The 12,295-nt window shown below is 66.6% G+C and carries 12 protein-coding genes; 10 read left to right on the plus strand and 2 right to left on the minus strand.

Going from position 1 to position 12,295, the window contains the following annotated elements; all coding sequences use genetic code 11:
* The first annotated feature begins 62 nt into the window (after positions 1–62).
* The 9 genes from paaA (at position 63) to CupriaWKF_RS24820 (ending at position 9,027) form a co-directional block, all read left to right on the plus strand.
* Positions 63–1,046, plus strand: coding sequence for a 1,2-phenylacetyl-CoA epoxidase subunit PaaA (gene paaA / locus CupriaWKF_RS24780; RefSeq protein ID WP_276101089.1), 984 nt, complete (start codon positions 63–65; stop codon positions 1,044–1,046).
* Positions 1,047–1,098: 52 nt separating this feature from the next.
* Positions 1,099–1,380 carry a 1,2-phenylacetyl-CoA epoxidase subunit PaaB gene (gene paaB / locus CupriaWKF_RS24785; protein WP_011299861.1) on the plus strand — a complete coding sequence of 94 codons (282 nt, stop codon included), beginning with the start codon at positions 1,099–1,101 and terminating at the stop codon, positions 1,378–1,380.
* Positions 1,381–1,406: 26 nt separating this feature from the next.
* Positions 1,407–2,159, plus strand: a complete 753-nt coding sequence (paaC, locus tag CupriaWKF_RS24790) for a 1,2-phenylacetyl-CoA epoxidase subunit PaaC (RefSeq protein ID WP_276101090.1) — start codon at positions 1,407–1,409, stop codon at positions 2,157–2,159.
* A gap of 5 nt (positions 2,160–2,164) precedes the next feature.
* Positions 2,165–2,680, plus strand: coding sequence for a 1,2-phenylacetyl-CoA epoxidase subunit PaaD (paaD, locus tag CupriaWKF_RS24795; protein ID WP_276101091.1), 516 nt, complete (start codon positions 2,165–2,167; stop codon positions 2,678–2,680).
* A gap of 18 nt (positions 2,681–2,698) precedes the next feature.
* Positions 2,699–3,775 (plus strand): 1,2-phenylacetyl-CoA epoxidase subunit PaaE, encoded by a 1,077-nt coding sequence (gene paaE, locus CupriaWKF_RS24800; RefSeq protein ID WP_276101092.1) that lies wholly within the window; start codon positions 2,699–2,701, stop codon positions 3,773–3,775.
* A gap of 56 nt (positions 3,776–3,831) precedes the next feature.
* The gene (paaN, locus tag CupriaWKF_RS24805) at positions 3,832–5,496 is read left to right on the plus strand and encodes a phenylacetic acid degradation protein PaaN (protein ID WP_276101093.1); all 1,665 of its coding nucleotides are present in this window, start codon (positions 3,832–3,834) and stop codon (positions 5,494–5,496) included.
* An 83-nt stretch (positions 5,497–5,579) separates the two neighbouring features.
* Positions 5,580–6,926, plus strand: a complete 1,347-nt coding sequence (gene paaK / locus CupriaWKF_RS24810) for a phenylacetate--CoA ligase PaaK (RefSeq protein ID WP_276101094.1) — start codon at positions 5,580–5,582, stop codon at positions 6,924–6,926.
* A 122-nt stretch (positions 6,927–7,048) separates the two neighbouring features.
* Positions 7,049–7,357 carry a DUF485 domain-containing protein gene (locus CupriaWKF_RS24815; protein WP_276101095.1) on the plus strand — a complete coding sequence of 103 codons (309 nt, stop codon included), beginning with the start codon at positions 7,049–7,051 and terminating at the stop codon, positions 7,355–7,357.
* Positions 7,354–9,027, plus strand: coding sequence for a cation acetate symporter (locus tag CupriaWKF_RS24820; RefSeq protein WP_276101096.1), 1,674 nt, complete (start codon positions 7,354–7,356; stop codon positions 9,025–9,027). The genes CupriaWKF_RS24815 and CupriaWKF_RS24820 overlap by 4 nt, the downstream gene beginning before the upstream one ends.
* A 39-nt stretch (positions 9,028–9,066) precedes the next feature.
* On the opposite strand, the gene CupriaWKF_RS24825 is transcribed toward CupriaWKF_RS24820, so the two are convergent.
* Entirely contained in the window at positions 9,067–9,942 is an 876-nt protein-coding gene (locus CupriaWKF_RS24825) for an oxidoreductase (protein WP_276101097.1), read from the minus strand.
* Positions 9,943–10,147: 205 nt separating this feature from the next.
* On the opposite strand from CupriaWKF_RS24825, the gene gcvA reads away from it, so the two are divergent.
* Entirely contained in the window at positions 10,148–11,044 is an 897-nt protein-coding gene (gene gcvA, locus CupriaWKF_RS24830; RefSeq protein ID WP_276101098.1) for a transcriptional regulator GcvA, read from the plus strand.
* Here the strand turns inward: gcvA and CupriaWKF_RS24835 are convergent.
* Positions 10,954–12,282 carry a CoA transferase gene (locus CupriaWKF_RS24835; RefSeq protein WP_276101099.1) on the minus strand — a complete coding sequence of 443 codons (1,329 nt, stop codon included), beginning with the start codon at positions 12,280–12,282 and terminating at the stop codon, positions 10,954–10,956. The genes gcvA and CupriaWKF_RS24835 overlap by 91 nt on opposite strands.
* Between the last annotated feature and the right edge of the window lie 13 nt (positions 12,283–12,295).

Genomic DNA, 12,295 nt, shown 5'->3' on the forward strand with positions numbered 1-12,295 from the left:
CTATCATCCACTGCAACCGAATGATTTGACGCAAGTCAAGACCCTACAGATCGGAGTACGGCATGTACGCACAGTTGGTGGATACCGGGGCAACAAGGCTCCGCGCGATGGAAGAGATGGACCCGCAGGAACGCGAGTTCCAGGCGCGCGTGGACGCCGGCATCAAGATCGAAGCCAAGGACTGGATGCCCGAGGCTTACCGCAAGACCCTCATCCGCCAGATCTCCCAGCACGCGCATTCCGAGATCGTCGGGCAGCTGCCGGAAGGCAACTGGGTCACGCGTGCGCCAACGCTCGAACGCAAGGCCGTGCTGCTGGCCAAGATCCAGGACGAAGCGGGCCATGGCCTCTACCTGTACAGCGCGGCGGAAACGCTGGGCGTGTCGCGCGACCAGTTGCTCGGCGACCTGCATTCCGGCAAGGCCAAGTACTCGAGCATCTTCAACTACCCGACGCTGAACTGGGCCGACATCGGCGCCATCGGCTGGCTGGTCGATGGTTCGGCCATCATCAACCAGGTGCCGCTGTGCCGCTGCTCGTTCGGCCCCTATGCCCGCGCCATGGTGCGGGTGTGCAAGGAGGAGTCGTTCCACCAGCGCCAGGGCTACGACATCCTGCTCAAGCTGTGCCAGGGCACCCCCGAGCAGAAGCAGATGGCGCAGGACGCGCTGAACCGCTGGTGGTGGCCGGCGCTGATGATGTTCGGCCCGTCCGACGCGGATTCGCCCAACAGCGCGCAATCGATGCAATGGCGCATCAAGCTGTTCTCCAATGACGAGCTGCGCCAGAAGATGGTGGACCAGACCGTGCCGCAAGCCGAACACCTGGGCCTGACCATTCCCGATCCGGACCTGAAGTGGAACGAGGGGCGCGGCCACTACGACTTCGGTGCCATCGACTGGGACGAGTTCTACAACGTCGTGCGCGGCAACGGCCCGTGCAACCGCGACCGCCTGCGCACCCGCGTCAAGGCCTGGGACGACGGCGCCTGGTTCCGTGAAGCGCTGGTGGCGCATGCCGACAGGCAAGACCGCGCCGCCGCCTGAACCCTCCGGCGCGCCAGCGCCGACAACCCCGCAAACTGACAGGAGAGTTGCCATGAAAGAGTGGCCGCTTTGGGAGATCTTTATCCGCAGCCAGCACGGCCTGGCCCACAAGCACGTGGGCAGCCTGCACGCGCCGGACGGTGAAATGGCGATCAACCATGCGCGTGACGTCTATACGCGCCGCAACGAAGGCGTGAGCGTCTGGGTGGTAAAGGCCGCCGACGTGGTCGCCAGCAGCCCCGGCGACAAGGGCCCGCTGTTCGAGCCCGCCAACAGCAAGGTCTACCGGCACCCCACCTTCTTCCCGATGCCGGAAGAGGTCAAGCACATCTGATTTCCAGGCGCGAGGACGCATCCACCATGGACCAACACAAGTTCGAATACCTGCAGCGCCTGGGCGATACCACGCTGGTGCTCGGCCAGCGCCTGTCGGAATGGTGCGGCCGCGGCCCCGCGCTGGAAGAGGACATCGCGCTCACCAACGTGGCGCTCGACCTGATCGGACAGACCCGCCTGTGGCTTGGCTACGCCGCCGAAGTCGAAGGCGCGGGCCGCAGTGCGGACCAGCTTGCCTACCTGCGCGACGCACACCAGTTTCGCAACCTGCTGCTGGTGGAACAGCCCAATGGCAGCTACGCCGATACGCTGGCACGCCAGTTCCTGTTCGATACCTGGCACTACTTCCTGCTCGAGCGGCTGCAGCATTCGACCGATGCGCGCATTGCCGAGATCGCCGCCAAGTCGCTGAAGGAAGTGACCTATCACGTGCGCCGCAGCGCCGACCTGGTAGTGCGCCTGGGCGACGGCACCGAAGAGAGCCACCGCCGCATGCAGGACGCCTTCGACGACCTGTGGATGTTCACCGGGGAACTGTTCGAGTCCGACGCCGCCGATGCCGCGCTGGTCGCGCAGGGCGTCGCGGTGGACCCGGCCACGCTGGCTGAATCGTGGCAGCGGCATGTGAGCGAAGTGCTGGAAGAAGCGACGCTGCGCGTGCCGGCGGGCGGCTGGTCGCAGACCGGTGGCCGCCAGGGCCGCCATACGGAACACCTTGGCTACCTGCTGGCCGAGATGCAGTTCCTGCAGCGCGCCTATCCGGGCGCCCAGTGGTGAGCGCCATGCCAGCGCAAGTGGCTGAACGGGCAAGCGTCGAACAGGTCCTGGCCTGGCTTGACAAGGTGCCGGACCCCGAGATTCCGGTGATCTCGGTAGTCGACCTCGGCATCGTGCGCGACGTGGCGTGGGTGGATGACACCTGCGTGGTCACCATCACGCCGACGTACTCGGGCTGCCCGGCAATGACGGTGATCCGTGACGACATCGAGCGCGTGCTGGCCGGGCAGGGCATCGACCGCGTGAGCGTGCAAACGCGCCTGGCGCCGGCCTGGACCACCGACTGGATGAGCCCGCGCGGCAAGGCCAGCCTGTCCGGCTACGGCATTGCGCCGCCCGCGCAGCAGGTGATCGACATCAGCGGCATCAGCCGCAAGGCGTCGCCGGCGCTGGTAGTCGCGTGCCCGCATTGCGGCTCGCGTCACACGCGCCTGGTCAGCCAGTTCGGCTCCACGGCATGCAAGGCCCTGTACCGCTGCGGCGACTGCAAGGAGCCGTTCGATTACTTCAAGGCTCACTGAACGAGACAGGTGGGGGAGATGAGCAAATTCCATGAACTGACGGTGGCCTCGGTCACCCGCGAAACGCGCGACGCCGTGGCGATAACGTTTGCCGTGCCGGACGAACTGGCCGATACCTACCGCTATGTGCAGGGCCAGCACCTGACGCTGCGCGCCGGCATCGGCGGCGAAGACGTGCGCCGTTCCTATTCGATCTGCTCGGCCGTGCAGGACCAGCGCCTGCGCGTGGCGATCAAGCGCGTGGACGGCGGCCTGTTTTCCAACTGGGCCAACGACGCGCTGCAACCCGGCATGACGCTCGAAGTCATGCCGCCGTCCGGGCACTTCCACGTGCCGCTGTCGGAAACGCACAGCAGGCACTATGTCGCCTTTGCCGCAGGCAGTGGCATCACGCCGATGCTGTCGATCATCAAGACCACGCTGATGACCGAGCCGGACAGCCGCTTCACGCTGTTCTACGGCAACCGGGCATCGTCCTCGGTACTGTTCAAGGAAGAACTCGAAGACCTGAAGGATACCTACCTGGAACGCTTCAACCTGGTCTTCGTGCTGAGCCGCGAGCAGCTCGATATCGACCTGTTCAACGGCCGCATCGACGGCGACAAGGTGCGCGCGCTGCTGCGCCACTGGGTACGTCCGCAGGATATCGACGTGGCCTTTATCTGCGGCCCGCACTCGATGATGGAAGAGGTCTCGCAGGCGCTGCAGGAGAGCGGCGTGGACAAGGCACGCATCAAGCGCGAATTGTTCGCCACCAGCATTCCCGCGGCGCGTCCGGCGGCCCATGCGCACAAGCAGGTGGGCCAGCAGCAGTGCGAGGTCACCGTGATCCAGGACGGCCGCACGCGCCAGTTCACGCTGGAGAAGAACAAGGAGACCATCCTCGACGCCGCGCTGGCGCAGGGCATCGAGCTGCCTTACTCGTGCAAGGGCGGCGTGTGCTCGACTTGCCGTTGCAAGCGCATCGAGGGTGAGGTGGACATGGATGTCAACTTCGCGCTCGAAGACTACGAAGTCGCGCGCGGCTTCATCCTGAGCTGCCAGAGCTACGCCGTCACCGACAAGCTGGTGATCGATTTCGACCAGGAAACCTGAAGCGTCTCCCGGTACTTACTCACGCCATTCAAGAACCCGTTTCCCCGGAGCAAGCCGTGTCCCATCCGTTTTTCACGCGTCACCAGGCCCTGCTGGACCAGGCCACCCAGGCCATCGCCGAGCGCGGCTACTGGAGCCCGTTCCCCGAATCGCCCAGCCCCAAGGCTTACGGCGAAACCGCCAACGCCGACGGCAAGGCCGCATTCGAGGCGCGGCTGAACAAGCCTTTCGCGCTGTCGCAACCGGGCTCCATCGGGCAGGCCGGCAAGGAAGTCTCGCCATACGGCCTGGAACTCGGCGTTACCTATCCGAAGCCTGACCTCGACCAGCTCTTCGCGGGCGTGGCCAAAGGCATGCCTGCCTGGCGCAAGGCCGGGCCGGAGGCCTGGGTCGGTGTGTCGCTGGAGATCCTGCACCGCCTGAACCGCCGCAGCTTCGAGATCGCCTACGCGGTCATGCACACCACCGGCCAGGCCTTCATGATGGCGTTCCAGGCGGGCGGCCCGCACGCGCAGGACCGCGGCCTGGAAGCCGTGGCCTATGCGTGGGACGAGATGCGCCGCATCCCGAAGCGTGCGGTCTGGGAAAAGCCGCAGGGCAAGAACGAGCCGCTGCGCATGGTGAAGCAATACACCGTGGTGCCGCGCGGGGTGGGCCTGGTGATCGGCTGCTGCACGTTCCCGACCTGGAACGGCTATCCCGGCCTGTTCGCGAGCCTGGCGACCGGCAACGCCGTGGTGGTCAAGCCGCATCCGGGCGCGATCATGCCGCTGGCGATCACCGTGGAGGTGGCGCGTGAAGTGCTGCAGGAAGCGGGTTTCGATCCGAACCTCGTCACGCTGGTGGCCAACGACCCGACCGAGCGCATGGCGTCGACGCTGGCGCTGCGCCCGGAAGTCCGCCTGATCGATTTCACCGGCAGCACCGCCAACGGCGACTGGCTGGAGCGCAATGCGCACCAGGCGCAGGTGTATACCGAGAAAGCCGGCGTGAATCAGATCGTCATCGACTCCACCAGCGACTTCAAGGGCATGGTGCGCAATATCGCGTTCTCGCTGGCACTGTACTCGGGCCAGATGTGCACCGCGCCACAGAACATCTATGTGCCCAAGGATGGCATCGACACGCCGGAAGGGCGCCTGAGCTTCGACCAGGTTGCCAGCGCCATCGGCGAAGCCGTGGGCAAGCTCACGGGCGATGCCAGCAAGGCGGTGGAACTGCTCGGTGCCATCCAGAACGACGGTGTGGTGCAACGCATCGAAGCGTCGCGCGCGCTGGGCGAGATCGTCATCGACAGCCGCGCGCTGCAGCATCCGGAATTCCCGGACGCCCGCATCCATACGCCATTGGTGCTGAAGGTCGACGCGGGTGATGAAGGCAAGATCATGCAGGAGCTGTTCGGGCCGATCTCGTTCGTGGTGGCCACCAATGACACCGCGCACAGCATTGACGTGGCGCACCGCGGCGTGAAAGAGCATGGCGCGCTGACGCTGTCCGCCTACACCACCGACGACGGCGTGGCCGATGCCATCCGCGATGCGGCGGAAGACGCCGGCGTAGCGCTGTCGTTGAACCTGACCGGTGGCGTGTTCGTCAACCAGTCGGCGGCGTTCAGCGACTTCCACGCCACCGGCGCCAATCCCGCGGCCAATGCGTCGCTGTCCGACGCGGCATTTGTTGCCAATCGCTTCCGCGTGGTGCAGAGCCGCTCGCATATCTGAGCCTTGCCCGCAGTATCGTAGTCCCGTAGTCCCCCGCGCCGGCCCCCAACGCATGCGGCGCCATGAAAACGATGGAGTAGACAATGGTTCAACGCACCCCCCACCCCGACGAGCTGGAGCCGATCGAGCGCGCCAGCCGCGATGAACTGCAGGCGCTGCAACTGGAACGGCTCAAATGGAGCGTGCGCCATGCCTATGACAACGTGCCGCACTACCGCAAGTCGTTCGACGCGGCGGGCGTGCACCCGGACGACCTGAAGTCGCTGTCGGACCTGTCGAAGTTCCCGTTCCTGGGCAAGCAGGACCTGCGCGACAACTACCCGTTCGGCATGTTCGCCGTGCCGCGCGAGAAGGTGGCGCGCGTGCATGCGTCCAGCGGCACCACGGGCAAGCCCACCGTGGTGGGCTACACCGCGCGCGACATCGACACCTGGGCCAGTGTGGTGGCGCGTTCCATCCGCGCCGCGGGCGGCCGTGCCGGTGACCTGGTGCACGTGAGCTATGGCTACGGCCTGTTCACGGGCGGCCTGGGCGCGCACTATGGCGCCGAGAAGGCCGGCTGCACGGTGATCCCGATGTCGGGCGGACAGACCGAGAAGCAGGTGCAGCTTATCCGCGAGTTCCAGCCGGACATCATCATGGTGACGCCGTCGTACATGCTGAACCTGATCGAGGAGATGATGCGCCAGGGCATGGACCCGGCGGAAAGCTCGCTGAAGGTCGGCATCTTCGGCGCGGAGCCGTGGACCGACGCCATGCGCGCCGAGATCGAAGCGCGCGCCGGCATCGACGCGGTGGACATCTACGGCCTGTCGGAAGTCATGGGCCCGGGCGTGGCTTGCGAGTGCATCGAAAGCAAGGACGGACCGGTCATCTGGGAAGACCATTTCTACGCGGAGGTCATCGACCCGGTGACCGGCGAAGTGCTGCCCGACGGCGAGGAGGGCGAACTGGTGTTCACCTCGCTGACCAAGGAAGCGCTGCCGGTGATCCGCTACCGCACGCGCGACCTGACGCGCCTGCTGCCGCCGACATCGCGCTCGATGCGCCGCATCGGCAAGATCACCGGCCGTTCGGACGACATGCTGATCATCCGCGGCGTGAACGTGTTCCCGTCGCAGATCGAGGAACTGATCCTCAAGGCGCCCGCCCTGGCGCCGCAGTACCAGCTCGTGGTCACGCGCGACGGCCACCTCGACAAGCTCGAAGTGCGCGTCGAAGCGCGCCCGCAGGCGGGCAGCCTGGGCAGCGACGACCGCGCGGCGCTGGAACGCGACCTCAAGGACCAGATCAAGACCTATGTCGGCGTGACCACGCGCGTGCAGGTGCTGGATGCAGAGGGAATCGAGCGCACCAGCGTCGGCAAGGCGCGCCGCGTGCTCGACATGCGGCCCAAGATCACGCACGAGCAGCCGGTCGGGGCGATCTGACCATCCGGGCCGGCAAGCCTTGCCGGCCCGCATTCGCCGGCCCGCATTCCTTACCTGATCTGACAACGACGATGGCGCCCGCCAAGAGGCGCCACGCCGACACTCGCGCAAAAGGAGACCACATGGACGCGCAACAACTGGAGACCCTCCAGCAGCACCCCGATTTCATCCGGCTGGCCAGCAGGCGGGCACGCCTGGGCTGGTCGCTCACCGTGGTGATGCTGACCATCTATTTCGGCTTCATCCTGCTGCTGGCCTTTGTGCCGGCGACGCTCGGCACGCCGCTCGGCGGAGGAGTGACGACGCTCGGCATCCCGGTCGGCGTAGGCATCATCGTGGCGGCCATCGTGCTGACCGCGGTCTATGTACGCCAGGCCAACACCGAACTCGATCCGATCAACGAGCGCTTGCGCAAGGAGTGCGAAGCATGAAGCCGATCGTCCAAAACTTGCGCCACCTGCCCATGTTGTTCATGGGCCTGGCCAGCAGCGCCGCGCTGGCAGCTCCGGCAATCCAGGGCGAAGCCACGCGCCGGCCGCTGAACTGGAGCGCCATCGTGATGTTCATGCTGTTCGTGCTGTTCACGCTTGGCATCACGCGCTGGGCCGCGCGGCGCACGCGCTCGGCATCGGACTTCTACGCCGCCGGCGGCGGCCTGACCGGCTTCCAGAACGGCCTGGCGATTGCCGGCGATATGGTCTCGGCTGCGTCGTTTCTCGGCATCTCGGCGATGATGTTCGACAAGGGCTATGACGGGTTGATCTACGCGCTTGGCGTGGTGGCTGGCTGGCCGATCATCCTGTTCATCGTCGCGGAGCGGCTGCGCAACCTCGGCCGCTATACGTTTGCCGACGTGGTGTCATACCGCCTGTCGCAGAAGCCCGTGCGCATCACGGCCGCCTTCGGCACGCTGACGGTCGTGATCATGTACCTGGTCGCGCAGATGGTCGGCGCCGGCAAGCTGATCGAACTGTTGTTCGGCACCAGCTATGAATCGGCGGTGGTCATCGTCGGCCTGCTGATGGTGCTGTACGTGCTGTTCGGCGGCATGCTGGCCACGACATGGGTGCAGATCATCAAGGCCGTGCTGCTGCTGGGCGGGGTCACGTTCATGGCGATCATGGTGCTGGCCCATTTCGGCTACAGCCCCGAGGCCATGTTCGCGGGCGCCGCCAGGGTCCATGACAAGGGCCTGGCGATCCTGTCGCCGGGCGGGCTGGTGTCCAATCCGATCGACGCCATTTCGCTCGGCGTTGGCATGATGTTCGGCACGGCAGGCTTGCCGCACATCCTGATGCGCTTCTTCACCGTGGCGGATGCCAGGGAAGCCCGCAAGTCCGTGCTGTATGCCACCGGCTTCATCGGCTATTTCTACGTGCTGATCCTCGTCGTGGGCTTCGGCGCCATCGTCATGGTCGGCGGCGATCCGGCCTATCGCGATGCGGCCGGCAAGCTGGTCGGCGGCAGCAATATGGTGGCGGTGCACCTCGCGCATGCGATCGGCGGGGACCTGTTCCTCGGCTTTATCTCGGCGGTGGCGTTCGCGACCATCCTCGCGGTGGTGGCGGGCCTGGCGCTGTCCGGCGCGTCGGCGGTGTCGCATGATCTGTACGCCAACGTGTTCCGGCAAGGGCGCGCCAACGAGAAGGACGAGATCCGCGTCTCGAAGGCGGCCACCGTGGTGATCGGCCTGCTGGCCATGGTGCTGGGCGTGCTGTTCGAGAAGCAGAACATCGCCTTCCTGTCCGGACTGGTGCTGGCGATTGCCGCATCGGTCAATTTTCCGGTGCTGTTCCTGTCGATGTTCTGGAAGGGGCTGACCACGAAGGGCGCGGTGGCGGGCAGCGTCGCGGGGCTGGCGTCGGCCGTGGCGCTGCTGGTGCTCGGTCCTACGGTGTGGGTGGGGCTGCTGCATCATGACAAGCCCATCTTCCCGTATGCCAACCCGGCGCTGTTCTCGATGACGCTGGCGTTCGTGTGCGCGTGGCTGGTGTCGGTGCTCGACAAGTCGGCGCAGGCCGCGGCGGAACGTCGTCGCTTCGGCGCGCAGTTCGTGCGGTCGATGACGGGGATTGGGGCGGCGGGGGCGTCGCAGCATTGAAGGCGCCGGGCCGATGGAACCGGCCCGGCCTGGTGTCGCTCAGCTCGATGCCGCCACGAGATCGGTGGAAACCGCTACGGCGTGCCAGGCATCCAGTTCGGCCTCCACCTTTCGGTTCTTGGCCGTGATCCGGGCCACGGTATCGGAGCCGAGCGGCAGGCGAACCGGCGGCGTGTCGCTGTCAGCCAGCGTCAGCAACGCCGCTGCCAGCTTGGTCGGATCGCCCGGCTGCTGGTGGTTGGCCGAGTCCATGTGTCCGCGCATCGCGCCCACGGTATCGACGTACTCAGCAATCTCGCTGCCCACACGTACCAGCGAGCTGGCATCGAGGAAGTCCGTGCGGAAGAAGCCCGGTTCGACCACCGTGGCATGGACGCCCAGCGGCGCGAGTTCCGCGGCCAGCGCCTCGGTCAGGCCCTCCACGGCGAACTTGGTGGCGCCGTACACCCCCCAGCCCGGGTAGGCCGCATAGCCGCCGATCGACGAGATATTGATGACGTGGCCGCTGCGCTGGCGGCGCATCTGCGGCAGCACCGCACGCGTCACGCCGAGCAGGCCGAACACATTGGTCGCGAACTGGTTCTGTACCTCCTCGCGCGAGGCCTCCTCTACCGCGCCCAGCAGGCCGTAGCCAGCGTTGTTGACCAGCACGTCGATGCGGCCGAAGCGCGACACGGCGGCCTCGGCTGCGGCAATGGCCTGCTCGTCGCTGTTGACGTCGAGCGCCACGGCCAGCAGATGGTCATGCTCGCCCAGCGCATCGGTGACGGCTTGCGGCCGGCGCGCCGCGGCGACGACGCGGTCGCCGCGGGCCAGTGCGGCACGTGCAATCTCCAGACCGAAGCCGCGCGAGGCGCCGGTGATGAACCAGACCTTGCTGGTGTTGGCGGAAGCGGTGGTGGTGATATTGGACATGGTGAGTCTCCTTGCGGTGGGTTGGGTTCCTGTTGGTGATGGCGTTGGCCACGCAGGAAATGTAGGTCAGTGGAAAAGCTTGCAGTAGATCGACCAATGGCGTTTTACTGGCAACTGATAGTTGCTAATGTGCGCACGTGCGGATGCCGGCAACGACCGTCTGACTCGATTGAGAAAATCTCAACCGTATGGCAGACTCGCCGGCATGGATCGACTTCCTCCCCTCAATGCCCTGCGGGCCTTCGAAGCCGCGGCGCGGCACCTGAGCATCACGGTCGCCGCGCAGGAACTGCACGTCACGCCCGGGGCCGTCAGCCGCCAGATACGCGCGCTGGAGGACGGGCTGGGCGTGCAATTGCTGCACCGCGGTCATCGCCAGATCACGCTGACCCATACCGGCGAGGACTACTACCGGGCCGTGACCCGCGCCATGGACGAACTGCGCGAAGCCACGCGCCGGCTGGGCAAGCGCGCCAGGCGCAAGCAGCTCAAGGTGCGCGCATACACGACCTTTGCGATGCGCTGGCTGATCCCGCGGCTGTCGAGCTTCCACGCGGCCAACCCGGGCATCGAGGTGCTGCTGACCGCCACGCTCGATCCGGTCGATTTCCGCAAGGAGGACATCGACGGGGCCATCCGGCTCGGCGATGGCAAGTGGCCGGGCGTGAATGCCTACCGGCTGGTATCCAACGTGCTGGTGCCGGTGTGCAGCCCCGCGCTGCTGTCGGGCGCTCGCAAGGTCAGGAAGCCGGCTGACCTGCAGCACCATACGCTGCTGCACTCGGTCGCCCGCCCTGATGACTGGGCGCACTGGCTGCGTGCCGCAGGGGCGGACCGCGATGTCGATGTGCGGGGCGGGATGACCTACCAGAGCTCGGCCATGGCCTATGCGGCAGCGATAGAGGGGCTCGGCTTCGCCATCGCGCAGCGCTTCCTGGTGACGGGGGACCTGGCCGCTGGCACGCTGGTGGCACCGTTCCGCCAGGTGGTGGACATGGGCGAATTCACCTACTACCTGCTGACCCCGGCGGACCGCCGCGAAAGTCCCAGCATGGCGACGTTTCGCACGTGGTTGCTGGCGCAGTTCGCGGCACAGGGATGATTGGTGGCTTCCGGCCGTGACGGCGTTGCCATGGCAGGCACATCCGCGCAGTGGATGGCCTGCCGCGCCAGGAGGCTGTCGATCTCCTCGCTGCTGTAGCCGGCCGCGCGCAGCACCGCGCGCGTGTCCTGCCCGCAAACGGGCGCGGGCCGCGCCGGCTGCGCGTTCTCCTGCGCGCTGTTGATCGGAAAGCCGGGCATGCGGATGTCTCCGAGCACAGGATGCGCTACGTGGCGCACCATGCGGTTCGCGGCGACCTGCGGATGCCGCGCGACATCGTCATAAGTCGCCACGCGAGAGCACAGGATGTCGGCGGCCTGCAGTTCCGCCAGCCAGGCATCGGTGCCGCGCGTCACGAAGACGCGGGTCAGTTCCCTCACCATGTCGGCACGGTTGGCCACGCGCAGTGGCGACGTCGCAAAGCGCGGGTCGTCCGCCAGCGCGGGCACGCCGAGCGCTTCGCACAGGCGTTGCCAGCGGACGGGCATGTATGCCGCGACCATGATCCAGCCATCGGCGGTCTCGAACGCCTGGTTCGGCGCGGAGTAGGGCGCGGCGCTGCCTGCGCGTACCGGCAGTTCGCCGTCGGCGAAATAGCTCGTGATCGACGATTGCTGCAGCGCCAGCGCGGCGTTGAGCAGGTTGACGTCGAGGTGTCCCCCTTGCCCGTCGCGGGCGCGCTGCGCGAGCCGTGCCAGCACGCCGACACATGCGACATAGCCGGTCATGACATCGACCACGGGTGCCTGCACCTTGCATGGCTCGCCACCCGGCACGCCGATCAGGCTCATCAGGCCCGAGTCCGCCTGGATGATGCCATCCACGCCGGCATGGCCGGCATACGGCCCTTCCTGCCCGTATGCGGAAATCGAGCAGTAGACCAGCGACGGATGATCGGCCGACAGCTCCGCATAGCCCAACCCCAGCCGCGCCATCACACCCGGCCGCATGCTTTCCACGACGATGTCGGCGCCGGCCACCAGGCGCCTCGCGACCGCCACACCGTCTACGGACTTGAGGTCCAGCGCTACGCCGAGCTTGTTGCGGTTGAAGCCGTGGAACAGGGCGCTGTCGCCGCCGATCCAGCCGGGCCCGAGGCCGCGGCCGAGTTCGCCGGCCGGCGGCTCGACCTTGATGACCTTCGCACCCATGTCCGCCAGCAGCATGGTGCAGGTGGGGCCGGCGCCGATCTGGGTGAAATCGATGACGGTCAGGCCGTCCAGTGCGTTGCTCAGCATGTCTGTGCCTCAG

It is taken from the genome of Cupriavidus sp. WKF15 (assembly GCF_029278605.1).
In the GTDB taxonomy this organism is placed as follows: Bacteria; Pseudomonadota; Gammaproteobacteria; order Burkholderiales; family Burkholderiaceae; genus Cupriavidus.

Coding starts and splice junctions, on each gene's coding strand:
- paaA (WP_276101089.1), top strand. CDS start 63: ATGTACGCACAGTTGGTGGATACCGGGGCAACAAGGCTCCGCGCGATG.
- paaB (WP_011299861.1), top strand. CDS start 1,099: ATGAAAGAGTGGCCGCTTTGGGAGATCTTTATCCGCAGCCAGCACGGC.
- paaC (WP_276101090.1), top strand. CDS start 1,407: ATGGACCAACACAAGTTCGAATACCTGCAGCGCCTGGGCGATACCACG.
- paaD (WP_276101091.1), top strand. CDS start 2,165: ATGCCAGCGCAAGTGGCTGAACGGGCAAGCGTCGAACAGGTCCTGGCC.
- paaE (WP_276101092.1), top strand. CDS start 2,699: ATGAGCAAATTCCATGAACTGACGGTGGCCTCGGTCACCCGCGAAACG.
- paaK (WP_276101094.1), top strand. CDS start 5,580: ATGGTTCAACGCACCCCCCACCCCGACGAGCTGGAGCCGATCGAGCGC.
- CupriaWKF_RS24815 (WP_276101095.1), top strand. CDS start 7,049: ATGGACGCGCAACAACTGGAGACCCTCCAGCAGCACCCCGATTTCATC.
- CupriaWKF_RS24820 (WP_276101096.1), top strand. CDS start 7,354: ATGAAGCCGATCGTCCAAAACTTGCGCCACCTGCCCATGTTGTTCATG.
- CupriaWKF_RS24825 (WP_276101097.1), bottom strand. CDS start 9,942: ATGTCCAATATCACCACCACCGCTTCCGCCAACACCAGCAAGGTCTGG.
- gcvA (WP_276101098.1), top strand. CDS start 10,148: ATGGATCGACTTCCTCCCCTCAATGCCCTGCGGGCCTTCGAAGCCGCG.
- CupriaWKF_RS24835 (WP_276101099.1), bottom strand. CDS start 12,282: ATGCTGAGCAACGCACTGGACGGCCTGACCGTCATCGATTTCACCCAG.